Origin of the sequence: Paraburkholderia sp. BL10I2N1, assembly GCF_004361815.1 — a bacterium.
Taxonomy (GTDB): Bacteria; Pseudomonadota; Gammaproteobacteria; order Burkholderiales; family Burkholderiaceae; genus Paraburkholderia.
Genome location: NZ_SNWA01000001.1, coordinates 1,792,238 through 1,814,424, shown reverse-complemented (window position 1 = coordinate 1,814,424; position 22,187 = coordinate 1,792,238). Strand labels below are relative to the sequence as shown.

The following is a 22,187-nucleotide window of genomic DNA, read 5'->3' as shown; positions in this document are numbered from 1 at the left end:
CAAAGCGGATGCTATGATGAAACGAACGGATTTCACGACCTCATGCGCATTATCCTGATCACCGGCATCTCCGGCTCCGGCAAGTCTGTTGCACTGAACGCGCTCGAAGACGCGGGCTATTACTGCGTCGACAATCTCCCGCCACGCTTTTTGCCGCAACTCGCCGGGTATCTCGCGGAAAACGGCCAGGAGCGCCTCGCCGTCGCGATCGACGCGCGTTCCAGCGCCTCGCTCGACGAAATGCCCGAAATGATCCGCGATCTCTCCCGTCAGCACGATGTGCGCGTGCTATTCCTGAACGCGAGTACGCAATCCCTGATCCAGCGTTTTTCCGAGACGCGCCGGCGTCATCCGCTGTCGGGCTCGCCGTCGCACGATGCCGACGTGGGGCTCCTGCACTCGCTCGAAGAAGCGATCGAGCGCGAACGCGAACTTGTCGCGGGTCTTGCCGAATTCGGCCACCAGATCGATACCAGCAACCTGCGCGCAAACGTTCTCCGCGCATGGGTGAAGCGTTTCATCGAACAGGAGCGCGCAGGGCTCACACTGATGTTCGAATCGTTCGGCTTCAAACGCGGTGTGCCGCTCGATGCCGACTTTGTCTTCGATGTGCGTACGCTGCCGAATCCGTACTACGACCATCAACTGCGCCCGCTCACCGGTCTCGACAAACCCGTGATCGATTTTCTCGGCGCGCTGCCCGTCGTTCAACAGATGATCGACGACATCCACGCATTCCTTGCCAGATGGCTGCCGCATTTCCGTGACGACAACCGCAGCTACCTGACTGTCGCAATTGGTTGCACGGGCGGCCAGCATCGCTCGGTGTTCATTGCGGAGACGCTTGCCGCGCGTCTCGCAGGCGAATCGAACGTAATCGTGCGGCACCGCGATGCGCCGCTCGACGTCGGCGAATCATCGAAGCTGGTGGCTTAACCGGCCGTATTGCGCGGCCTTAACCTTCAAGCGTTGCGCCATGTCCTCTACTCCTGCCGTGCTTGCTGATTTGCCGCTCTTCCCGCTGCATACAGTGCTGTTTCCCGACGGCCTGCTACCGCTCAAGATTTTCGAAGCACGCTATCTGGACATGGCGAGCGAATGTCTCCGCGAGAAAAGGTCATTCGGTGTTTGCCTGCTGAAAAGCGGTGCGGAAGTAGCAAAGCCCGATGAGCCTTCGGTTCCCGAAACGATCGGCTGCCTCGCGGAAATCGAGCAATGCGATGTCGAAGCGTTCGGCATGTTGCTGATCCGCGCACGCGGGACCCGACGCTTCAGGCTGCTGTCGTATCGCGCGCAATCCGACGGCTTGCTGCTCGGTATGGCCGAACCGATTAGCGACGACATTCCGCTCGAAGGCACCGAGCATCTCGAGAAATTCGGCGCCTGCTCGGAAGTACTCGAACGCATCATCGCGACGATTCGTGAGCGCGATCCTGAAAGTCTGCCGTTCGCCGAACCGTTCAGACTCGACGATCCATCCTGGGTATCGAACCGTCTCGCGGAAGTGCTGCCGATTGCACTACGTGCGCGGCAAAAACTGATGGAACTGCAGGACGCTGGTGCGCGTATCGATGTGGTTCATCACTACATGCAACAGCATCAACTGCTCTGACGCGTTGGCGTCTAGAGCAGTGAACCCTGCAATCCGTCCAGCAGTTTGCGCACCGGTGCAGGTACGCCATACCCATCGATGTCGCACAGTGCGACCCACACGGTTTCGTCGTCGCCAGCATTCGTCTGCGCAGACGGCGCCTCGCCCAGTTCCACGATACACGGTTCGATATCGAGCCGGAAATGCGTGAACGTATGGGTCAACGGCGCTAGCGCGGATACGCTACCCGTCGCGCCATAGGCACGCGCACGTTCGGCAAGCGCACTCTCATCCGCAGCCTCCGGCAGGCTCCACAGGCCACCCCAGATGCCCGACGGCGGCCGCTTCGCAAGCATGATTGCGTCGCCGTCGCGCAAGACCAGCATCCACGTACGACGTGTCGGCACGGTCTTCTTCGGACGTGCCGCCGGCAGTTCGCGCTGACGTCCCGTTACGTTCGCCACGCAGTCGACGGCGAACGGACAGCGTACGCAATCCGGCTTGCCACGTACGCATAGCGTGGCGCCGAGATCCATCAGCCCCTGCGTGTAGGCGCTCACGTCATCGTCGGTTGCATTTGCAGGCAACAGCGATTCAGCCAGCGTCCACATTGCGTTCTCGACACGCTTTTCGCCCGGAAATCCTTCGACGCCGAACACGCGCGCCAGCACCCGTTTCACATTGCCATCGAGAATCGTTGCACGCGCGCCGAATGCAAACGAAGCGATGGCTGCTGCCGTCGAACGGCCGATGCCGGGCAGTTCGGCGAGCGCATCGACTGTCGACGGGAATACGCCGCCATGTGTCTCGACCACCGCCTGCGCACAACGATGCAGATTGCGCGCGCGCGAGTAGTAACCGAGGCCTGCCCAGAGCGCCATCACGTCATCGAGCGGCGCTGCCGCGAGCGCGGTGACATCAGGAAAACGTGCGAGAAACCGCGCGTAATACGGGATCACCGTCAACACCTGCGTCTGCTGCAGCATGATCTCGGACAGCCAGATGCGATACGGATCGCGTGTGTTCTGCCAGGGTAGGTCGTGACGGCCGTGCTCGCGCTGCCAGACAATCAGCCGCGCGGAAAATCCGGACAACGAAGAAGAAGAATGTAGAGAGGACATCAGCGCTGGCAGGTCGGGCAATAGTAAGTGGAACGCTGCCCCTGCACGATCTGTTTGATCGGCGTTCCGCAGACGCGGCACGGCAGCCCCGCGCGATCATAGACGAAATAGTCGAGCTGGAAGTACCCGCTTTCGCCGTCGCTGCCGACGAAGTCACGCAACGTGCTGCCGCCCTTTTCGATCGCGGCCGCAAGCGTCAGGCGCACGGCATCCGCCAGCAGGTCGTAGCGCACGAGTGAAATGCGGCCGGCGGCGGTGGTCGGCCGGATGCCGGCGCGAAACAGGCTCTCGGAGGCGTAAATGTTGCCTACGCCGACCACGATCTCGCCCGCGAGCAGCACCTGCTTCACCGAAATCTTCCGGCCGCGCGTCTCGCGATGCATCAGCGCCCCGGAAAACGCCGGCGTGAAAGGCTCGGCGCCGAGGCTCGCGAGCAGCGGATGATCGAGCACGTCGCCCGCTTCGCGAGGATGCCACAGGACTGCGCCGAAACGCCGCGGATCGCGATAGCGCAGGATAAATTCGTCGAAGATCCAGTCGACGTGATCGTGCTTCGCAGCGGCCGGCGGCTGCGGCACGTTGCGCAGCACGCGCAGCGTGCCTGTCATCCCGAGGTGGACAATGAACCAGCCTTCGTCGATTTCGAAAAGCAGGTACTTGCCGCGTCGCTCGACCTGGCGAATCACGCGGCCGCGCAGGGTCTTCGCGAGACCTGCGGGGATCGGCCAGCGCAGCGCGGGTGTGCGCACATCGACGCGCTCGACGCGGCGTCCTGCAACATACGGTTCGATTCCCCTTCGGGTAACCTCAACTTCCGGCAACTCTGGCATGTCTGACTGGTCTGTAACTTGCGTGGGCGGTTGTGCGCTTATTGTAGCGAGCGCGTTACAATCGACTGAAACATCGATCGGATTTCCATGAACTTGTCCTTCGCAAAGCTGTTTTCGAAGCGTCCGGCCACCGTCTCCCGCGTGCCGCGCGCTGTCTCCATCCAGCGCGTGCTGGGAGCGGCGGTAGTCGCGGCATGGGCGCTCGTCGCCGTGCCCGCGCACGCGCAGGACCCGTCTCCGGATGCGGACGACAACTCCGTCTCCATGACGGACGCGTTGGGCGCGCCTTCGGCCGACGAGCAAAAGGATCTGCCCAACATCCCGCTGTCGAGTCAGATCGTCTTCCAGGTGCTGGCGGCAGAGGTCGCGCTACAGCGCGACCAACCGGCGCCTGCCTATCAGACGTACCTCGCGCTCGCCCGGGACACGCACGACCCGCGCATGGCGCAGCGTGCGACGGAAATTGCGCTCGGCGCCCAGAGCCCGGCCGACGCCCTCGCCGCCGCGCAATTGTGGCAGCAGTATGCGCCGGGTTCGGAGCGCGCGGCGCAGTTGGATGCGTCACTGCTCGTGCTGTCGGGCAAACCGGACGAAGCCTCGCCGCTCCTGGCAAAAGAACTCGCAAGGGTACCTGCGGACAACCGCGGCAACGCTATCCTGGCGCTGCAACTGCTGTTGTCGCGCGGGCCGAACCGGATCGGCGGCCTGCATGTGCTGCAGGATCTGCTGAAGAACGATCTCGGGCGACCCGAAGCGCAGCTTGCGATTGCCCGACAGCAACTCGTCTCCGACGACGCGCCGGGTGCGCGCAAATCGCTCGAACAGGCGCTCACGCTAAAGCCTGACTATCTTCCCGCGGCGCTGATGTTGTCGCAAATGGGCCCGGAAGAACGCAAGGAAGGCATTGCGTCGCTCGAAAAGTACGTGCAGCAGAATCCGAAGTCGCACGATGCTCGCCTGGCGCTCGCGCAGATGTATCTCGCGAGCGACCGTCTCGACGACGCGCAGAAGCAGTTTGAGGCCATGCGTCGCGACAACCCGAACGACCTGACGCCGCTGATGGCGCTTGCGCTGATCAAGATCCAGCAGAAAAACTTCACCGACGCCCAGACCTATCTGACGCAATACGCGAAACAGGCCGGCAAGACGCCTGGCGCGGATCCGGGCCAGGCGTACATCTATCTCGCACAGCTGTCGCTCGAGCAAAAGAACGAGACTGCTGCAAGCGATTGGCTGAATCGCATCTCGCCCGCAAGCCAGCAATACATTCCCGCGCAGATCACACGCGCGCAGTTGCTCGAGAAGCAGGGCAAGCCCGACGATGCACGCAAGCTGCTCGCGAGCCTCCAGGCGCCGGATCCACGCGATCAGTCGATCATCGCGCGCACGGACGCTGCGATCCTGTTCGATTCGAAGCGGTATGCGGAAGCCGAGGCGCGCCTCGCCCAGGCGTCGGCGGATTTCCCCGAGGATCCCGACCTTGCGTACGACTACGCGATGGCCGCCGAAAAGAACGGCCATTTCGATGTGATGGAAACGCAGTTGCGCAAGCTGATGCGCACGCAGCCGGACAACCCGCAGGCTTACAACGCGCTCGGCTATTCGCTCGCGGATCGTAACCAGCGCCTGCAGGAAGCCGACAAGCTGATCGAGAAGGCCGCCTCGCTGGCACCGGACGACGCGTTCATCATGGACAGTGTCGGTTGGGTCAAGTACCGCCTGGGCGATACGAAGGATGCGATCAAGCTGCTGCGTCAGGCTTACCAGATGCAACCGAATGCGGAAATCGGCGCGCACCTTGGCGAAGTGTTGTGGAAATCCGGCGACCAGGAGAAGGCGCGCGAGGCATGGCGCGATGCGCGAAAGCTTGAACCCGACAACGATACGCTCGTCAAAACGCTCAAACGGTTTCAGGTCGACGATCTCTGATGCGCATTTCCCGCTCTACCCGTCTCACGATAGCGCCGCGTCGCGCGGCGCTCGGTTTCGCGGCTGCGGCCTGTGTGGCTCTCGCCGGCTGCGCGTCGGTCAAGCCGGAAGGCCCGTCGACGTCGAACGCCGCGACGGCCGTCACGGCGCAGACGAGCCGCGCATACCACGGCCGCTTCTCGGTTCAGTACGTCGACCAGAACGGCCAGCAGCGCAACGCATACGGCAATTTTCAGTGGCAGGAAACGGGCGACACCGTCAACCTCGAACTGCGCAATCCGCTCGGCCAGACGCTGGCCATCGTGACGTCGTCGACGGCTTCCGCCACGCTCGAACTACCGAATCGTCAGCCGCTTACCGCTGACAACGTCTCGACGCTAATGCAGAACGCACTCGGTTTCGCGCTGCCGGTCGAAGGACTGCGGTACTGGCTGCAACCGTCGGCGGCGCCCACGTCGCGCGCGAAGACAGAAACCGATCCACAGCAGGGCGACCGCCTCAAGCAGATCCAGCAGGACGGCTGGACAATCGACTATCTGGCCTATGCCGACGCGCCCGCCACCGGCGTGAAGCGTGTCAACCTGAGCCGGGAGAATCCGCCGCTCGACATCAAGCTCGTGTTGGACCAGTAAGCCGCGCAATTCATCCAGACTCATGATCGAAACAAACCATTCGCTGCGAGACTGCCTCGCACCGGCCAAGCTCAACCTCTTCCTGCACATCACCGGCCGCCGGCCGGACGGCTATCACGCGCTGCAGACCGTGTTTCAACTGCTCGACTGGGGCGACACACTGCATTTCACACTGCGCGACGATGACCGCATCGTGCGCAAGACCGAAATCGCAGACGTGCCCGCTGAAAGCGACCTCACGGTGCGCGCTGCGATGCTGCTGAAGGCCCATACAGGCACCCGTGCGGGAGTCGACATCGAAATCGACAAGCGCCTGCCGATGGGCGCAGGCCTCGGTGGCGGCAGCTCGGATGCGGCAACGACGTTGCTTGCGTTGAACCGTCTGTGGAAGCTCGATTTGCAGCGCACAGAATTGCAGGCGCTCGCATTGAAGCTGGGCGCCGACGTCCCGTTTTTCGTCTTTGGAAAAAATGCGTTTGCGGAGGGTGTCGGAGAAGCACTTCGGCAGGTACAATTGCCGCCGCGTTGTTTCCTGATTGTGACGCCAAAGGTTCACGTTCCCACTGCAGCGATTTTTTCCGAAAAAGCGTTGACAAGAGATACGAAACCCCTCACAATTATGGACTTTCTTGCACAGCAAAGTTGCAGCGCAGAATGGCCTGACAGTTTTGGCCAGAATGACATGCAATCTGTTGTCGCCGGAAAATACGCGGAAGTTGCGCGGGTGCTTGGATGGTTTCATAACATCGCACCGGCGCGGATGACAGGATCGGGTGCAAGCGTTTTTGCAGCGTTTCGCAGCATGGGTGAAGCAGAAGCGGCGCAAGCCAAACTGCCAGCCGAGTGGAATAGTGCAGTAACTGCCAGCCTGGATAAGCATCCACTCTTCGATTTCGCGGCATAGGTTTTGCATCATCGGGTGGTCCTACTCATCCGGTGAAGCTCAAAGTTAGTGTAGGGGAGTCGCCAAGTTGGTTAAGGCACCGGATTTTGATTCCGGCATTCGAGGGTTCGAGTCCTTCCTCCCCTGCCAAATATTCTCGCATTCTCTCGCCCCCCAGCCTGAAGCAGGTGCATGATGAGCAGCCATGACGGCCTGATGGTTTTTACTGGCAACGCGAATCCCGCGCTTGCGCAGGAAGTCGTCAAAATCCTCGGTATTCCACTTGGCAAGGCAATGGCCAGCCGTTTCTCCGACGGTGAGATCCAGGTCGAAATTCAGGAAAACGTACGCGGCAAGGATGTTTTCGTCCTGCAGTCCACCTGCGCGCCGACGAACGACAACCTGATGGAACTGATGATCATGGTCGACGCGCTCAAGCGTGCATCTGCCGGCCGGATCACTGCAGCCATCCCCTATTTCGGGTACGCACGTCAGGATCGACGCCCGCGTTCGGCGCGCGTCGCCATCTCGGCGAAAGTCGTGGCGAACATGCTGGAAATCGCTGGCGTCGAACGGATCATTACGATGGATCTGCACGCCGACCAGATTCAGGGCTTCTTCGACATCCCGGTCGACAACATCTACGCGACGCCCGTGCTGCTCGGCGATCTGCGCAAGCAGAACTACGAGAACCTGCTGGTCGTCTCGCCGGACGTCGGCGGTGTCGTTCGCGCCCGCGCACTTGCGAAGCAGCTGAACTGCGATCTCGCCATCATCGACAAGCGTCGTCCGAAGGCGAACGTCGCGGAAGTGATGAACATCATCGGTGAAGTCGAAGGCCGTACCTGCGTGATCATGGACGACATGGTCGACACCGCGGGCACGCTTTGCAAGGCGGCGCAGGTGTTAAAAGAGCGCGGCGCGAAGCAGGTGTTCGCCTACGCTACGCACCCGGTGCTGTCAGGCGGTGCCGGCGAGCGCATCGCCAACTCCGCGCTCGACGAACTCGTCGTCACCGACACGATTCCGCTCGGCGAAGAAGCCCGCTCCTGCTCGAAGATCCGTTCGCTAACGAGCGCTGGCCTGCTCGCCGAAACGTTCTCGCGTATCCGTCGCGGCGACTCAGTGATGTCGCTGTTCGCGGAATAATCAGGAATTTGCGAAGGCGCAGCTTGCTGCGCTTTTGCTCAATCGGCACGAACGGACGAAGGTTCGTGCCGCTAGCTCTGGGGCCTGCGCTCATTGCGTGAAGGCCCCATTTTTACTGCCTGGTCGCGGGCAGTGCATTGGAGAAACAAGATGAAAGTAGTCGCTTTCGAGCGTAGTCTGCAAGGTACGGGTGCGAGCCGCCGCCTGCGTATTACCGGCAAGACGCCGGGAATCGTATATGGCGCCGACGCACAACCGCAACTGATCGAACTCGATCACAACGCGCTGTGGCACGCGCTGAAGAAAGAAGTTTTCCACTCGTCGATCCTCGATCTGGAAGTGGCAGGCAAGTCGCAACAGGTTCTGCTGCGCGACGTGCAATACCACCCGTTCCGTCAGCTCGTACTGCACGTGGACTTCCAGCGCGTCGACGCGAAGAAGAAGCTGCACACCAAGGTGCCGCTGCACTTCATGAACCAGGAAACGAACCCGGCAGTGAAGCTGTCGGGCGCGATCATCTCGCACGTCGTGAACGAAATCGAAATCGAGTGCCTGCCGTCCGCGCTTCCTGAGTTCCTTGAAGTCGACCTGGCGAAGATCGAAGCCGGTCAGATAATGCATGCGAAGGACATCGTGCTGCCGGCGGGTGTCGCCCTGGTTGCACACGTCGAAGCAGAAAACCCGGTGATCGCATCGGCGACGGTTCCGGCTGGCGCCGTGGCTGACGAAGCCGCTGCTGCAGGCGAAGGTGAAACGCCGGCTGCTTGATCGCACAATAAGCGAGCAATCCTCTCGATCCGTTTCTATGGAACGGACGACGTCACCCGCCGCGGTTCGCCCCGGCGGGTTTTTTTTCGACTCTTCTGGTCCGGCAGTATGTGGGCCCTCATCCACACATGATCAAGCTGATCGTCGGACTCGGTAATCCGGGCGCCGAATACACCGCGACGCGCCACAATGCCGGCTTCTGGCTGGTCGATCAACTCGCGCGTGAGGCGGGCACGGCGCTGCGCGACGAGCGGCGCTTTCACGGCTTCTATGCCAAGGCTCGTCTCTTTGGCGAAGAAGTGCATCTGCTCGAACCGCAGACTTATATGAACCGCTCAGGGCAATCGGTCGTCGCGGCTGCGCATTTCTTCAAGATCCTGCCCGACCAGATCCTCGTCGCGCACGATGAACTCGATCTCTCGCCTGGCGTCGTCAAGCTGAAGCTCGGCGGCGGCAGCGGTGGCCATAATGGGCTGAAGGACGTCTCCGCGCATCTGTCGACCCAGCAGTACTGGAGGTTGCGGATCGGTATCGGTCATCCACGCGATCTTATTCCCGAGAGCGCTCGAGCCGGCGCGAAACCTGATGTGGCGAACTTCGTACTCAAGCCGCCGCGCAGGGAGGAGCAGGATGTGATCGACGCGTCGATCGAACGTTCGCTCGCCGTGATGCCGCTGGTCGTCAAGGGCGAACTCGAACGTGCCATGATGCAACTGCATCGCAACGCGTAACAGACGTCGTGGAAGCAGCCGAAGCAGCGCCATTCATCCACACCGCGCAGCCATCGACAGGAGGTCGGTTTGAGCCGTTTCTGGAGTGACATCGTTCATCGGTTGACGCCGTATGTGCCGGGCGAACAGCCCACGCTCGCGCATCCGGTCAAGCTGAATACCAATGAAAATCCGTACCCGCCGTCGCCGCGCGTGGTTGATGCGATCCGCCGCGAGCTCGGCGAAACGGCCGATGCTCTGCGACGCTATCCGGATCCGTCGGCTCGCCAGCTGCGCGAGACCGTTGCCGCGCATCACGGCATCCGGGCGGAACAGGTATTCGTCGGCAACGGTTCGGACGAAGTGCTCGCGCACGTCTTTCAGGCGCTGCTGAAGCACGCGCATCCGATCCTCTTTCCCGACATCACGTACAGCTTCTATCCGACTTATGCACGGCTTTACGAAGTCGAATACCGGACCGTTGCGCTCGACGAAGCCTTCGCGATTCATCTCGACGAGTATGCCGCGCCTAACGGCGGCGTGCTGTTCCCGAATCCGAATGCACCGACGGGTCGCGCGCTGCCGCTTGCCGATATCGAGCGGCTGCTCGAGCGCAACACGGAGTCGGTCGTGGTGGTGGATGAAGCCTATGTCGACTTCGGCACCGGGTCGGCGATCGGGCTGATCGATCGATATCCGAATCTGCTGGTCGTGCAGACGGTATCGAAGGCGCGCTCGCTGGCCGGCATGCGTGTGGGTTTCGCGTTCGGTAACGCCGCACTGATCGAAGCGCTCAACCGCGTGAAGGACAGCTTCAACTCGTACCCGCTCGACCGCCTGGCGCAGGCTGCAGCCACCGCTGCCTACAAAGACGACGCGTGGTTCCGCGACAGCTGCGATAAGGTCGTCGCGAGCCGCGAGCGGTTGTCGGCAAAACTGACGGCGTTGGGCTTCGAGGTGGTGCCTTCTGCAGCGAACTTCGTATTCGCGCGACACGAGGGCTACGATGCTGCGACGCTCGCGACGCAACTACGCGAGAAGGAGATCTTCGTGCGGCACTTCACGGCGCTGCGCATCGACCAACATCTGCGCATTTCGATCGGCACCGATGCCGAATGCGACGCTTTGCTCAACGCCCTTCGCGACATACTGGGCGGATATGTGGGATGAGGGTGAGTAGCACTGCTGCAGCCAGGTAAAAATGAAAACCGGGCGAAGTCGCCCGGTTTTTTTTACGTCCAGATAGCGAAGCGATTGATCTGGCGATCAGGCACTCTTCGCCGCCTGCAAAGCGTGATATTTCGCCATCAATCCGTCCGGCGTCTCCATATGCTGCGGATCGCGCGGAATACACTCGACGGGACACACCTGCTGACACTGCGGCTCGTCGAAATGCCCGACGCACTCGGTGCATTTCTTCGGATCGATCACATAGATTTCCGGGCCCATCGAAATCGCGTCGTTCGGGCACTCCGGCTCGCAGACGTCGCAATTGATGCACTCATCGGTAATCATCAAGGCCATACTTCTTCTCACTTCACGCCGGCGCGCAGCCGACAGTCATTCCACCAACGGATAGTTTACGCCGCTTACGGCTGTCCCGCTGAATCCTGCTCGAGGGCCGCGACCTTTTCCTTCAGCCATTTCTCGACCGACGGGAACACGAACTTGCTGACATCGCCGCCAAGCTGCGCGATCTCGCGGACGATCGTGCCCGAGATGAACTGATACTGATCGGACGGCGTCATGAACATCGTTTCGACGTCAGGCAGCAAATAGCGGTTCATGCCGGCCATCTGGAACTCATATTCGAAGTCCGACACGGCGCGCAGGCCCCGCACGATCACCCGCGCGTTGTTGGTGCGCACGAAGTCTTTCAGGAGGCCCTTGAAGCTCATCACCTGCACATTCGGATAATGACCAAGCACTTCATGAGCGATGTCGAGGCGTTCTTCGAGCGTAAAGAACGGCTTCTTGTTGCGGCTGTCGGCGACGCCGACGACCAGCGTATCGAAAATGCTCGACGCCCGCCGAACGAGATCTTCGTGACCGCGCGTCAGCGGGTCGAACGTGCCCGGGTACACGGCGACTACCATGAGACTTCTCCTCTCTGATCACACAAACGGGTGGATCCATGCCCACCGGGCACGTCCAGCGACGGTTGCGCGCGTGACGGCAGCCGTCCGGCGCTTGTTATGGAACGCGCATTATTCCTCATTTTCGCGCTGCAGCAAATGAAAGTGGACCGCCCCCGTCTTGCCTTGCCGGACGATGCTCCAGCCAGCCAGCGCTTCCGTCTGTGCGATATCGAGCGCGTCACCGGCTTCAACGTAGAGAAAACCGTCGGCGGTGACGAGCGGCGCAGCCAGCGCCAGCGAGCGCTCGAGCAGATCGGAGTCGAACGGCGGGTCGAGAAATACCACGTCGAATGATCCCGGCGCGAGACTCGCGGCCAGACGGAGCGCGTCGGCTTCGGCGATTTCGATCGCCTTCGCAGCCAGCTTCGCCTGGTTCGCGCGCAATTGCCCGGCCGCACGCGCATTGCGCTCAACCATCACCACGCGCGCCGCGCCGCGCGACGCGGCCTCGAAGCCGAGCGCCCCACTGCCTGCAAAGAGATCAAGACAGCGTTGGCCATCGAGCCGCTGACCCAGCCAGTTAAAGAGCGTTTCGCGCACGCGATCGGGCGTCGGACGCAGACCGTCAAGGTCGAGCACAGGCAGCGGCGTACGCTTCCAGTCGCCCCCGATTATGCGGATCGCGTGTGGCGCCTTACTACGGCCGGAGGACGCGCCGTGCGCGCGGGAAGGGGAAGAACGGGACATACGGAAATCGGGTCGCTGAACGGATTGCCCGCGCCAGGTGCGGGCCAGAGCGCCAACGTTACCACACGCCTGCGCCGCATCGTGCCGACGCCTGCAACGACGCGGCCGGACACGCCTGATAAAATGACCGGCTTCCAGCGCCTTGCATCCCGCATTGCTACGCTGCCTGCCGCTGCCGCCAGACCGACGGGGCGCGGACATCGGCGCGCGCTCTCTCACCAAGCCAGATCATGTTCAGCTTTTTCAAACGATTCAAGGGCTCGAAAACCTCCGAGACCGCGCCGCAGGAATCTCCGGTCGAGGAAGAAACAGGACCGGATGAAATGCCGCTCGTGCCGGAGGCGCCTGCAATCTTGCGCCCGGCCCCTGCGCCCGTTGCGCCGACCGTACAGGCGCCGTCTCCCACAACTCAGCCCGCCACGGCCGCTGCGTCGCAGACAGCACCGGCCGCTCTCACGCCTGCGCCGCTACCGGCAGACGACAACGCCATCGAAACCGTCGAAATCGTCCCGCCGCCCGCGCCGGAGCCTTCCGCAAAGCAATCGTGGCTGACGCGCCTGAAATCCGGCCTGTCGAAGACAAGTTCGAACCTCACGGGCATCTTCGTCGGTGCGAAGATCGACGACGAATTGTATGAAGAGCTCGAAACCGCACTGCTAATGTCGGATGCGGGTGTCGATGCGACCGAGTTCCTGCTTGAAACGCTGCGCGAAAAGGTCCGCGCCGAACGGCTTACCGATCCGCAACAGGTGAAAGCCGCGCTGCGCTCGCTGCTGATCGATCTGCTGAAACCGCTCGAGAAATCGATGATGCTCGGCCGGGCGCAACCGCTCGTGATGATGATTGCGGGCGTCAACGGCGCCGGCAAGACCACCAGCATCGGCAAGCTCGCGAAACATCTGCAGCGGTTCGACCAGTCGGTGCTGCTTGCCGCCGGCGATACTTTCCGCGCAGCCGCGCGCGAGCAGCTCGCGATCTGGGGGCAGCGCAACAACGTGACGGTCGTCTCGCAGGAAAGCGGCGATCCGGCAGCGGTCATTTTCGACGCGGTCGGCGCGGCGCGTGCGCGCAAGATCGACGTGCTGATGGCCGACACGGCTGGCCGTCTGCCGACGCAACTGCATCTGATGGAAGAGTTGCGCAAGGTAAAGCGCGTGATCGGCAAGGCCATGGACGGTGCACCGCACGAAGTCCTGCTCGTGATCGACGGCAACACCGGACAGAACGCGCTCGCCCAGGTGAAGGCGTTCGACGACGCGCTCGGCCTGACCGGCCTCATCATCACGAAACTCGACGGCACGGCGAAGGGCGGGATTCTGGCCGCGATCGCGAGGCAACGTCCGGTGCCCGTGTACTTCATCGGCATTGGAGAGAAGGTCGAAGACCTGCAGCCGTTCAATGCGGAGGAATTCTCCGACGCATTGCTGGGCGCGTAAAGTCCGCGCACATTCCGGGCTGGATCGGAGTAAACAAGGGGCGTCCGCTGGCCGCCCCTTGTCACGTCTGCAGCAAGACAGTACGTCCGCTACTCACTCCGCATCCGGCTGCTGCTCGGGCGCCGCGCGCTGGAAAGCGTCAATCTGCATCGCGTACTCGTAGATACGATGAATCGTCGGAAACGGCGCGGTGTCGATCTTGAAGCGATGAGCGTTGAACACCTGCGGCACCAGACACGCATCGGCAAGCGTCGGAGTGTCGCCGAAACACAGCTTGCCCGCGCGTCCATCGCTCACGAGATGAGCCTCGAGCGTTGCAAAACCCGCTTCGATCCAGTGCCGGTACCACGCGTCCTTCGCTTCATCGCTCACTCCGAGCGTGCGCTTCAGGTATCTGAGCACCCGTAGATTATTGAGCGGATGAATTTCGCACGCGATCTGCAGCGCGACCGAACGGACATACGCGCGATCGGAGGCCGTAGACGGCAAAAGCGGCGGCTCGGGACGCGTTTCTTCGATCCAGTCGATGATCGCCAGCGACTGCGTGATGACGTCGTCACCGTCGACGAGCGTCGGCACGACCGCATCAGGATTCAGCTTGCGGTACTCAGGCGATAGCTGCTCGCCGCCACCTCGCACCAGATGAACTGGCACGTAGTCGTACGACAGGTTCTTCAGGTTCAACGCGATGCGCACGCGATACGACGCCGAGCTACGAAAATAACTATAAAGCTTCATGCTTCCTGTCCCCCACTCGCCCGCCTCAGACGACGCGCACACTGAACTCGCCGAGTCCGGCGCCGCCGCAACCGGCTTCGGCGCAAACACGTAACTCATCCTGTTCCCCGTTTTTCTGGTGAGCGCCACATGCGTGGCGGCAAAAAGGTGAGTGTAACGCGCGCACACCGCCACCTTGCGGGATCGCGGTTGATGCGATACTGAATGACTTACAAAACCGTTCCGCTGAATTGACGTCGCAGCCCTCGCAATCGGGCAAGCACGCCTCTACGCCTCAAGCCGATGACCGACGCTACCGACACCGCTCTCGCCGCCTTCCCGTGCGCCCGCTTCATCAAGGAAATTGGCCGGGGGCCGAATGGCGCCCGCGCGCTATCTTCCGACGACACCCACGCGCTTTACACCGCGATGCTCGACGGCCGCGTATCCGACCTCGAACTCGGCGCGGTGCTGCTGGCCTATCGCGTCAAAGGCGAAACCGGGGACGAACTCGCCGCGATGCTCGCGGCCGCGCAGACTTCGTTCGAGCCGATCCGCGTGCAGCACGATGCGTTTCAGGCCGTGTCGATACCGAGCTACAACGGCGCGCGCAAGCAACCGAATCTCGTGCCGCTACTCGCGCTCCTGCTCGCCCGCGAAGGCGTGCCGGTGCTGGTGCACGGCGTGACCGAAGATCCCGGCCGGGTAACGAGCGCCGAAATCTTTACGCACCTCGGCATTTCATCGGTGCAGACACACGCCGATATCGAAGCAGCGCTCACCGCGCGCCGCCTGGCGTTCTCGCCGATCGCGACCCTCGCACCGAAGCTCGCGCGCCTGCTCGCGCTGCGCCGCCGGATGGGCGTACGCAATTCGACGCATACCCTGGTCAAGATCCTCCAGCCGTTCACGCCGCACGGACTGCGCCTCGTGAACTACACGCATCCGCCCTATCGCGAGAGCCTCACGCAACTGTTCAAGGCGCACCCTGAGGCAGCAGCGGGCGGTGCGTTGCTCGCCCGTGGCACCGAAGGCGAGGCGGTCGCTGATACACGTCGCCAGGTCCAGGTCGACTGGCTGCACGACGGAATTTGCGAAACGGTCGTAGCCGCCGAGCGCTCGTCGTCGGACGCACCGGAAGTCGAACTGCCGGAAGGACGCGACGCCGCCACGACGGCTGCCTGGATCGACGCAGTCCTGTGCGGCGACGCGCCTGTGCCGTCGGCAATCGCGCGACAGGTGGAACTGATCGTCGATATCGCCAGACGCGCCGCCTGACGCGGTTGCGCGGCCGGTTCGGGGAATCTGGCGCTGCCCCGACGTGGGCTCGCCGCCAGATCGCCGGTTGACACATCCCGCCGCACTGGCATACATTCTGCCGATGCGCTCCTTTCCGAACACCCTCCGAATTACCTTCGGCCGCCTACCGCGGCCCCTATCGCTACGTCTAGCGTAAGTCAGACGTAGCGCCGCGCATCGGCAATTCGCGCGGTCCTCAGAGCAGTTCCGGCAGTTCCAGCTTCACCCCAACCCCGTAGTTCCCTTCACAACCTGTAAGTCGTCTGTGTTCGTCCGTTTACCGTTCGGACGAATCGCGAGGGTCAAAATGCACGTCGCATGGGCACAAGCCATGATCGTCACCAGCGTCATCATCGCCATGACGTTCTTCGTTCGCGCCCGTTCGTTGCTACCGCTAGCCCCCGGCTGGCGGACCGTGCATCTGTGGCAACCCGCCAGCCGCTCGACGCCACATCCATTCGCACACGACAAAACGAACGAGGCTCACCATGTTGCACAACCCTGCTGAAAAATATCGCCCCTTCCCCGCAGTCCGGCTGACCGGCCGAAAATGGCCGGGTCGCACGATCGAACGCGCGCCTGTCTGGATGAGCACCGATCTGCGCGACGGCAACCAGTCGTTGATCGAACCGATGAGCATCGAGCAGAAGCTCGAATTCTTCGAGACACTGGTGGCCATCGGCTTCAAGGAAATCGAAGTCGGCTTTCCGTCGGCTTCGCAGACCGACTTCGATTTCGTTCGTCGCCTGATCGGCGAAAAGCGCATTCCCGACGACGTCACGATCGAGGTGCTCGTACAGTCGCGCGAAGAGCTGATCGCCCGCACCTTCGAGGCACTCGAAGGCGTGCCGCGCGCGATCGTGCACCTGTACAACGCGATTTGCCCGTCGTTCCGCAAGATCGTGTTCAACCAGTCGAAGGATGAGGTAAAGGCGCTGGCCGTGGCGGGCACGCGGATCATCCGCGAATACGCCGACGCACGCCCGCAGACGCACTGGATCTACCAGTATTCGCCGGAAACTTTCAGCATGACCGAGCTGACCTTCGCCCGCGAAGTGTGCGACGCGGTCGCCCAAACCTGGCGCCCGACGCGCGATCACAAAATGATCATCAATCTGCCGGCCACGGTCGAAGCCGCGACGCCGAACGTGTTCGCCGACCAGATCGAATGGATGGACCGCAACCTCGGCTACCGCGACAGCATCGTGCTGTCGATCCATCCGCATAACGACCGCGGCACCGCCGTGGCCGCCGCAGAACTCGCGCTGATGGCCGGCGCGGACCGCGTCGAAGGGTGTCTCTTCGGCAACGGCGAGCGCACCGGAAACGTCGACCTCGTCACGCTCGCGATGAATCTCTATACGCAGGGCGTCGATCCGGGCCTCGATTTCTCCGATATCGACGCGGTGCGTCGTGTCGTCGAGCGCTGCAACCAGATTCCGGTGCATCCGCGTCACCCCTACGCGGGCGACCTGGTGTTCACCGCCTTCTCGGGCTCGCATCAGGATGCGATCCGCAAAGGCTTCGCGCAGCTGTCGCCGGACGCGGTCTGGGAAGTGCCGTACCTGCCCGTCGATCCGGCCGATCTTGGCCGCAGCTACGACGCCGTGATCCGCGTGAACAGCCAGTCCGGCAAGGGCGGCGCGACGTATCTTCTCGAGCGCGGCATGGGCTTCACGCCGCCGCGCCGCGTGCAGATCGAGTTCAGTCATGCGGTGCAGGCAGTCGCGGATCAATCCGGCGAAGAAGTGACAGGCGACGCCGTCTGCGCTCTTTTCGCCCGCGAGTACTTCGAGACCGACGGCCCCGCAGTGCGCGTCAACAAAACCACCGTGCGCTGGGAAAACCGCGAGTTGAAAGTGCCGGAACCGGACGAAACGCACACTGAAGGCCACGAGGCAGGCGAAGACCACGCGCGTGCAGCCGCGCACGCCGTGGCTACCGCGGCCCGACATCCGGTCGAGATCACGTCATACGAATGCCTGCGCACCGCGGACGGCCGCACGGCGGTGTTCGTCGGCTGCCGAGTCGGCGAGCGGCCCGTTCGTTATGGCGTAGGGGTCAGTGAGGATGTCGCGACGGCGGCCGTCGATGCGCTCGTAAGTGGTGTCAATCGCGCGGTCTGGAAGCCGGTGGAGCGGCGCGCCGCCGCATAGAGGTCAGGAGAACCGCCGGCAGGCGATCGCTTTAACGCCAGCGTCGAAACATGACGCCGACGTGCACAGCCCGCTCACGAGGCGGACTGGCGAGCCCCGAAACCATCGGGTCACTCGAGCGCGCAACGCGTCGCCTGCCATGCGATCAGCCGCCACTGCCCGGCTTCCTGGGTCTGAACCGCCGTGTAGGCGATCGGAAAGAGCAGTGCGCCATTGTTCGCTTCCATCTCGATCAGCGCGCGGCCCGTGACCACGCAGGTTTCGCTTCCCACCGTCAGCACTTCCTGGGACTGGATCTCGATCTGCCGGTAACGACGACGCCCGGCCGTAATCGCGTCGATGAACTGCTGCTTCGACTCACGCTTGCCGTTCGTATGAACGTAGATCACGCTGTCCGACAGCAACGCGTCGAGCAGTTCTCCGTTTCCGTCGACCATCGCGCGAAAGCGGTCACGCTCCAGTCCCCGAATCGCCTCGATCACTTTTGCTGCCGCCATCGCTCAGCCCCTTTGCATCGCAGGGCACCGCTGCCGGCAGCCCCGATCATCAGAAGTTGTATTGCAGATATAGCTGGCTGAAATTTATACCAGGATTCGGCTCTTTGATACCGCCGTTCGATACATGCTGAAACCGGAGGCCCGCAAGGTACTGCTGGCGACAGCCGAACTGCGCCCCCGATGCCGACCATGTTGGCGAACTGGAATGCCGTCGACATCCTGTGCGATTCGGAGATGGCCGTACTCGTCAGCAGTTGCACACCGGCCCCTGCCTCGACGAACGGCCGGACCGTGCCGGAGTCATCCAGCCCTTCCAGGCGACGGCACCCAGTAAAGTGTGCGGGGGGCAGCAGGGTTTGTAGAGTTAGCCTACAAAACTATTAGAGGTGACGTTCCAATAGTTTTTACGGAACTTCGATGACCCTACCGCTTCTAAGTATTAGCAGTCTCCTTACCGGAGTGCTAACATCCACCGAGAAGTCGTTTCTGGCTTCCTGTTTCTGAGGAGTTTTATACGTGAGCAACGCATTGACCCTTCCGAGTACTCTGAGCCCGTCGTCGGCTAAGGCCGCTCCGGCAGGTGCACTGGCGCTCGCGCATTTTTCGCTGCTGCCCGGCCAGTTGGGCAATATCGACGCCTACATCCAGGCCGTTAACCGGATTCCGATGCTGACGCCGGCGGAAGAACGCCAGTTCGCCACTGAATTCCGCGAGCAGAACAATCTCGAGTCTGCGCGCCGTCTTGTCCTGTCGCATCTGCGCCTCGTCGTATCGATCGCGCGCAACTACCTCGGCTACGGCCTGCCGCATGCAGACCTGATCCAGGAAGGCAATATCGGTCTGATGAAGGCCGTGAAGCGCTTCGATCCGACGCAGAACGTGCGTCTCGTGTCATATGCGATGCACTGGATCAAGGCTGAGATTCACGAGTACATCCTGCGCAACTGGCGCATGGTGAAGGTCGCGACAACCAAGGCGCAGCGCAAGCTGTTCTTCAACCTGCGCAGCCACAAGCAAGGCTTCCAGGCATTTACGCCTGAGGAAATCGAAGGTCTTGCCAACGAGCTGAACGTCAAGCGCGAAGAAGTGGCCGAAATGGAAACGCGTCTGTCGGGCGGCGATATCGCGCTGGAGGGCCAGGTCGAGGATGGCGAAGAGGCTTACTCGCCGATCGCGTGGCTCGCCGATTCGCACAATGAGCCGACAGCCGTACTCGCCGCACGTCAGCGCGACAGGCTGCAAAGCGACGGCATCGCCAGCGCGCTCGAATCGCTCGACGCGCGTAGCCGCCGCATCATCGAGGCACGCTGGCTGCAGGTCGAGGACGACGGTTCGGGTGGCTCGACGCTGCACGAACTGGCCGACGAGTTCGGTGTATCGGCAGAACGCATCCGCCAGATCGAGGCGAGCGCAATGAAGAAAATGCGTAGTGCGTTGAACGAGTACGCATAACAGGCAATCCCGCTGCTGCCGGCCCGTCCGGTGCAGCAAGCAGGCACCCGGGCCCTGCGATCGAAAGATCGCAGGGCTTTTTTGTTGGCATCGCGTTCTGTTTGCGGGTCGTTTCCGATTCGCCTGAATGCCTTTTTGTTGACGTAGAGCAAACCCCGCGGTGATACTGGTTTCGCGGGTTCCTCCTCGCGACCCTATGCCGCAGCGCCGAACTCACGCGCGGACTATCCCGCTCCTAGAATTCCGTTATGCATTCGCCTGGCTGCATCGAGCGGCCCGACCGGTGTCCCTCACATGGAGCCGTATCGAACGATCATGACCATAACGTTGAACCACAGGAGTCCCTCCCCCCGGCGCCTGCGCGCGCGCTGCGCCGCGTGGGCGCGCGGCCCGACCTTTGCACGCGACATCGTCATCGTGCTCGCGATCAAGTTCGCGCTGCTGATGATCATCAAATACGCATTCTTCAATCATCCGCAGGCGGATCACATGTCGATGCCGCCCGCGCAAGTTGCGCAGGCGCTGTTCGCCATCCCTGCCTCGCATCCGTCCCAAGGTGATCCGCATGCCCGCTAGCGAAGTCGTCGATCTCTCGCGCCTACAGTTCGCCGTCACGGCGCTCTATCACTTCCTTTTCGTCCCCTTGACGCTCGGCCTGTCGTGGCTGCTCGTCATCATGGAGTCGGTCTACGTCATGACCGGCAAACAGATCTACAAGGACATGACCCAGTTCTGGGGCAAGCTCTTCGGGATCAATTTCGCGATGGGCGTCGCAACCGGTCTCACGCTCGAATTCCAGTTCGGCACCAACTGGTCGTACTACTCACACTACGTCGGCGATATCTTCGGCGTGCCGTTAGCCGTCGAAGGGCTGATGGCATTCTTTCTCGAATCGACCTTCGTCGGGCTGTTCTTCTTCGGTTGGAAGCGTTTGTCGAAGGTGCAGCATCTGATCGTCACCTTTTGCGTCGCACTGGGTTCGAACCTCTCGGCGCTGTGGATCCTCGTCGCGAACGGCTGGATGAACAATCCCGTTGGCGCTGAGTTCAACTACGAAACAATGCGCATGGAACTCACCAGCATCTTTGCGGTGTTGTTCAACCCGGTCGCGCAGGTGAAGTTCGTGCACACCGTGTCAGCAGGCTATGTGACGGCGGCGATGTTCGTGCTCGGCGTGTCGTCGTGGTATCTGCTGAAGCGTCGCGATACCGAATTTGCACTGCGTTCGTTTGCGATCGCCGCGGGTTTTGGTCTCGCGTCGACGCTGTGCGTGATTGTGCTTGGCGACGAATCCGGCTATCGCACCGGTGAAGTGCAGCAGGTCAAACTCGCGGCAATCGAATCGGAATGGGAGACCGCTCCTGCGCCCGCACCATTCACCATCTTTGGCATTCCCAACCAGCAGGAAGAGCGCACCGACTATGCGATCCGCGTTCCCTACGCGCTCGGCATCATCGCGACCCGCTCGCTCGACGAACCGGTCGTAGGGCTCAGAGACCTGATGGTGCTCAACGAGGCGCGCATCAAGAACGGCATGATTGCGTATAGCGCGCTGCAAAAACTCAGGGAAAACGACGCTACCGACGAAGACCGCGCAGCCTTCGCTGCGCACAAGGACGATCTTGGCTACGGCTTGCTGCTCAAGCAGTTCACGGCGAACGTCACTGACGCGACACCGCAACAGATTGCCCTGGCAGCGAAGAGGACCATTCCGCCAGTCCTGCCGTTGTTCTTCTCGTTTCGCCTGATGGTAGGTCTCGGCCTGCTGTTCCTCGCGACCTTCGTGCTTGCGTTCTGGTTCTGCGCGCAACGCACCTTGCTGCTCGACAAGCGCCGCTGGTTCCTGCGCTGGGCCGTGTGGGCGATTCCCCTGCCGTGGATCGCAGCTGAATTCGGCTGGATCGTCGCTGAAATGGGCCGCCAGCCGTGGAGCATCGCCGGCATCCTGCCGACCACGCTGGCTGCATCGAGCCTTGAGCCGGGCGACCTGTACCTGAGCCTTGCCGGTTTCGTGGTGTTCTACACCGGGCTCTTCGTCATCGAAATCATGCTGATGTTCAAGTACGCGCGCCTCGGACCGTCGTCGCTTCATACCGGACGCTATCACCACGAGCAGGATGCGCGCGCCGCGGCGCTGCCTGCCAATACGGTCGCGTGAGCCGCAACCAGTCTCCTTTACGGGAAAGAACACT

22 protein-coding genes, 1 tRNA gene and 1 pseudogene are annotated in these 22,187 nt (G+C 62.0%); 16 read left to right on the top strand and 8 right to left on the bottom strand.

Features of this window, described 5'->3' with window-relative positions:
• The first annotated feature begins 42 nt into the window (after positions 1-42).
• Complete coding sequence (rapZ, locus tag B0G77_RS08495) at positions 43-936, top strand: RNase adapter RapZ (RefSeq protein ID WP_133661730.1); 894 nt, start codon at positions 43-45, stop codon at positions 934-936.
• Positions 937-976: 40 nt separating this feature from the next.
• Positions 977-1,612, top strand: a complete 636-nt coding sequence (locus B0G77_RS08490; RefSeq protein WP_133661729.1) for an LON peptidase substrate-binding domain-containing protein — start codon at positions 977-979, stop codon at positions 1,610-1,612.
• Between the two features lie 11 nt (positions 1,613-1,623).
• Here the strand turns inward: B0G77_RS08490 and mutY are convergent, their stop codons facing one another.
• Positions 1,624-2,712, bottom strand: a complete 1,089-nt coding sequence (mutY, locus tag B0G77_RS08485; RefSeq protein WP_208116407.1) for an A/G-specific adenine glycosylase — start codon at positions 2,710-2,712, stop codon at positions 1,624-1,626.
• Positions 2,712-3,542, bottom strand: coding sequence for a bifunctional DNA-formamidopyrimidine glycosylase/DNA-(apurinic or apyrimidinic site) lyase (gene mutM / locus B0G77_RS08480; RefSeq protein ID WP_133661728.1), 831 nt, complete (start codon positions 3,540-3,542; stop codon positions 2,712-2,714). The genes mutY and mutM overlap by 1 nt, the downstream gene beginning before the upstream one ends.
• 87 nt (positions 3,543-3,629) lie before the next feature.
• On the opposite strand from mutM, the gene B0G77_RS08475 reads away from it, so the two are divergent.
• The 8 genes from B0G77_RS08475 (at position 3,630) to hisC (ending at position 10,783) form a co-directional block, all read left to right on the top strand.
• Positions 3,630-5,471 carry a tetratricopeptide repeat protein gene (locus B0G77_RS08475; protein ID WP_133661727.1) on the top strand — a complete coding sequence of 614 codons (1,842 nt, stop codon included), beginning with the start codon at positions 3,630-3,632 and terminating at the stop codon, positions 5,469-5,471.
• Entirely contained in the window at positions 5,471-6,103 is a 633-nt protein-coding gene (gene lolB, locus B0G77_RS08470; protein ID WP_133661726.1) for a lipoprotein insertase outer membrane protein LolB, read from the top strand. Before B0G77_RS08475 ends, lolB begins: the two co-directional genes overlap by 1 nt.
• Before the next feature lie 22 nt (positions 6,104-6,125).
• Entirely contained in the window at positions 6,126-7,007 is an 882-nt protein-coding gene (ispE, locus tag B0G77_RS08465; RefSeq protein WP_133661725.1) for a 4-(cytidine 5'-diphospho)-2-C-methyl-D-erythritol kinase, read from the top strand.
• 52 nt (positions 7,008-7,059) lie between these two features.
• Positions 7,060-7,136: transfer RNA gene (locus B0G77_RS08460), tRNA-Gln, on the top strand.
• 45 nt (positions 7,137-7,181) lie between these two features.
• A complete protein-coding gene (locus tag B0G77_RS08455; protein WP_133661724.1) occupies positions 7,182-8,135 on the top strand; it encodes a ribose-phosphate pyrophosphokinase in 954 nt (317 codons plus the stop codon).
• A gap of 150 nt (positions 8,136-8,285) precedes the next feature.
• On the top strand, positions 8,286-8,903 hold the full coding sequence (locus B0G77_RS08450; RefSeq protein ID WP_133661723.1) for a 50S ribosomal protein L25/general stress protein Ctc: 618 nt from the start codon (positions 8,286-8,288) through the stop codon (positions 8,901-8,903).
• 128 nt (positions 8,904-9,031) lie between these two features.
• Positions 9,032-9,634, top strand: coding sequence for an aminoacyl-tRNA hydrolase (gene pth, locus B0G77_RS08445; protein ID WP_133661722.1), 603 nt, complete (start codon positions 9,032-9,034; stop codon positions 9,632-9,634).
• Positions 9,635-9,703: 69 nt separating this feature from the next.
• Positions 9,704-10,783: a histidinol-phosphate transaminase gene (gene hisC / locus B0G77_RS08440; RefSeq protein WP_133661721.1), complete on the top strand. Its 1,080-nt coding sequence runs from the start codon at positions 9,704-9,706 to the stop codon at positions 10,781-10,783.
• Positions 10,784-10,879: 96 nt separating this feature from the next.
• Here hisC and B0G77_RS08435 read toward each other — a convergent pair whose 3' ends face one another.
• From B0G77_RS08435 to rsmD, 3 genes are all read right to left on the bottom strand, one after another.
• Positions 10,880-11,137: a YfhL family 4Fe-4S dicluster ferredoxin gene (locus B0G77_RS08435; protein WP_133661720.1), complete on the bottom strand. Its 258-nt coding sequence runs from the start codon at positions 11,135-11,137 to the stop codon at positions 10,880-10,882.
• Between the two features lie 65 nt (positions 11,138-11,202).
• Positions 11,203-11,709: a pantetheine-phosphate adenylyltransferase gene (gene coaD, locus B0G77_RS08430; RefSeq protein WP_133661719.1), complete on the bottom strand. Its 507-nt coding sequence runs from the start codon at positions 11,707-11,709 to the stop codon at positions 11,203-11,205.
• A 111-nt stretch (positions 11,710-11,820) separates the two neighbouring features.
• Entirely contained in the window at positions 11,821-12,438 is a 618-nt protein-coding gene (gene rsmD / locus B0G77_RS08425; protein ID WP_133661718.1) for a 16S rRNA (guanine(966)-N(2))-methyltransferase RsmD, read from the bottom strand.
• Positions 12,439-12,668: 230 nt separating this feature from the next.
• Between rsmD and ftsY the strand changes: the two genes are divergently transcribed.
• Positions 12,669-13,874 (top strand): signal recognition particle-docking protein FtsY, encoded by a 1,206-nt coding sequence (ftsY, locus tag B0G77_RS08420; protein WP_133661717.1) that lies wholly within the window; start codon positions 12,669-12,671, stop codon positions 13,872-13,874.
• A gap of 93 nt (positions 13,875-13,967) precedes the next feature.
• Here the strand turns inward: ftsY and maiA are convergent, their stop codons facing one another.
• Positions 13,968-14,612, bottom strand: a complete 645-nt coding sequence (gene maiA / locus B0G77_RS08415) for a maleylacetoacetate isomerase (protein ID WP_133661716.1) — start codon at positions 14,610-14,612, stop codon at positions 13,968-13,970.
• A 282-nt stretch (positions 14,613-14,894) separates the two neighbouring features.
• Between maiA and ybiB the strand changes: the two genes are divergently transcribed.
• On the top strand, positions 14,895-15,869 hold the full coding sequence (ybiB, locus tag B0G77_RS08410; RefSeq protein WP_133661715.1) for a DNA-binding protein YbiB: 975 nt from the start codon (positions 14,895-14,897) through the stop codon (positions 15,867-15,869).
• A 509-nt stretch (positions 15,870-16,378) separates the two neighbouring features.
• On the top strand, positions 16,379-18,046 hold the full coding sequence (gene leuA / locus B0G77_RS08405; protein ID WP_133661714.1) for a 2-isopropylmalate synthase: 1,668 nt from the start codon (positions 16,379-16,381) through the stop codon (positions 18,044-18,046).
• A gap of 110 nt (positions 18,047-18,156) precedes the next feature.
• Here leuA and B0G77_RS08400 read toward each other — a convergent pair whose 3' ends face one another.
• Positions 18,157-18,543, bottom strand: coding sequence for a nuclear transport factor 2 family protein (locus B0G77_RS08400; protein WP_133661713.1), 387 nt, complete (start codon positions 18,541-18,543; stop codon positions 18,157-18,159).
• 49 nt (positions 18,544-18,592) lie between these two features.
• Positions 18,593-18,842: pseudogene (locus tag B0G77_RS08395) on the bottom strand (acyloxyacyl hydrolase); the annotation flags it as partial.
• A gap of 217 nt (positions 18,843-19,059) precedes the next feature.
• Between B0G77_RS08395 and rpoH the strand changes: the two are divergent.
• The 3 genes from rpoH (at position 19,060) to B0G77_RS08380 (ending at position 22,153) form a co-directional block, all read left to right on the top strand.
• Complete coding sequence (gene rpoH / locus B0G77_RS08390; RefSeq protein WP_133661712.1) at positions 19,060-19,995, top strand: RNA polymerase sigma factor RpoH; 936 nt, start codon at positions 19,060-19,062, stop codon at positions 19,993-19,995.
• 315 nt (positions 19,996-20,310) lie between these two features.
• Positions 20,311-20,571, top strand: coding sequence for a cytochrome oxidase putative small subunit CydP (cydP, locus tag B0G77_RS08385; RefSeq protein ID WP_133661711.1), 261 nt, complete (start codon positions 20,311-20,313; stop codon positions 20,569-20,571).
• A complete protein-coding gene (locus B0G77_RS08380; RefSeq protein ID WP_133661710.1) occupies positions 20,561-22,153 on the top strand; it encodes a cytochrome ubiquinol oxidase subunit I in 1,593 nt (530 codons plus the stop codon). The genes cydP and B0G77_RS08380 overlap by 11 nt, the downstream gene beginning before the upstream one ends.
• Positions 22,154-22,187 lie beyond the last annotated feature (34 nt).

Excerpts from the sequence above, each read along its gene's own strand:
- rapZ (WP_133661730.1), top strand. The coding sequence starts at position 43 with ATGCGCATTATCCTGATCACCGGCATCTCCGGCTCCGGCAAGTCTGTT.
- ybiB (WP_133661715.1), top strand. The coding sequence starts at position 14,895 with ATGACCGACGCTACCGACACCGCTCTCGCCGCCTTCCCGTGCGCCCGC.
- mutY (WP_208116407.1), bottom strand. The coding sequence starts at position 2,712 with ATGTCCTCTCTACATTCTTCTTCTTCGTTGTCCGGATTTTCCGCGCGG.
- B0G77_RS08490 (WP_133661729.1), top strand. The coding sequence starts at position 977 with ATGTCCTCTACTCCTGCCGTGCTTGCTGATTTGCCGCTCTTCCCGCTG.
- leuA (WP_133661714.1), top strand. The coding sequence starts at position 16,379 with ATGTTGCACAACCCTGCTGAAAAATATCGCCCCTTCCCCGCAGTCCGG.
- pth (WP_133661722.1), top strand. The coding sequence starts at position 9,032 with ATGATCAAGCTGATCGTCGGACTCGGTAATCCGGGCGCCGAATACACC.
- B0G77_RS08455 (WP_133661724.1), top strand. The coding sequence starts at position 7,182 with ATGAGCAGCCATGACGGCCTGATGGTTTTTACTGGCAACGCGAATCCC.
- B0G77_RS08475 (WP_133661727.1), top strand. The coding sequence starts at position 3,630 with ATGAACTTGTCCTTCGCAAAGCTGTTTTCGAAGCGTCCGGCCACCGTC.
- maiA (WP_133661716.1), bottom strand. The coding sequence starts at position 14,612 with ATGAAGCTTTATAGTTATTTTCGTAGCTCGGCGTCGTATCGCGTGCGC.
- B0G77_RS08380 (WP_133661710.1), top strand. The coding sequence starts at position 20,561 with ATGCCCGCTAGCGAAGTCGTCGATCTCTCGCGCCTACAGTTCGCCGTC.
- mutM (WP_133661728.1), bottom strand. The coding sequence starts at position 3,542 with ATGCCAGAGTTGCCGGAAGTTGAGGTTACCCGAAGGGGAATCGAACCG.
- cydP (WP_133661711.1), top strand. The coding sequence starts at position 20,311 with ATGACCATAACGTTGAACCACAGGAGTCCCTCCCCCCGGCGCCTGCGC.
- lolB (WP_133661726.1), top strand. The coding sequence starts at position 5,471 with ATGCGCATTTCCCGCTCTACCCGTCTCACGATAGCGCCGCGTCGCGCG.
- ftsY (WP_133661717.1), top strand. The coding sequence starts at position 12,669 with ATGTTCAGCTTTTTCAAACGATTCAAGGGCTCGAAAACCTCCGAGACC.
- ispE (WP_133661725.1), top strand. The coding sequence starts at position 6,126 with ATGATCGAAACAAACCATTCGCTGCGAGACTGCCTCGCACCGGCCAAG.
- B0G77_RS08450 (WP_133661723.1), top strand. The coding sequence starts at position 8,286 with ATGAAAGTAGTCGCTTTCGAGCGTAGTCTGCAAGGTACGGGTGCGAGC.
- rsmD (WP_133661718.1), bottom strand. The coding sequence starts at position 12,438 with ATGTCCCGTTCTTCCCCTTCCCGCGCGCACGGCGCGTCCTCCGGCCGT.
- coaD (WP_133661719.1), bottom strand. The coding sequence starts at position 11,709 with ATGGTAGTCGCCGTGTACCCGGGCACGTTCGACCCGCTGACGCGCGGT.
- B0G77_RS08435 (WP_133661720.1), bottom strand. The coding sequence starts at position 11,137 with ATGGCCTTGATGATTACCGATGAGTGCATCAATTGCGACGTCTGCGAG.
- B0G77_RS08400 (WP_133661713.1), bottom strand. The coding sequence starts at position 18,543 with ATGGCGGCAGCAAAAGTGATCGAGGCGATTCGGGGACTGGAGCGTGAC.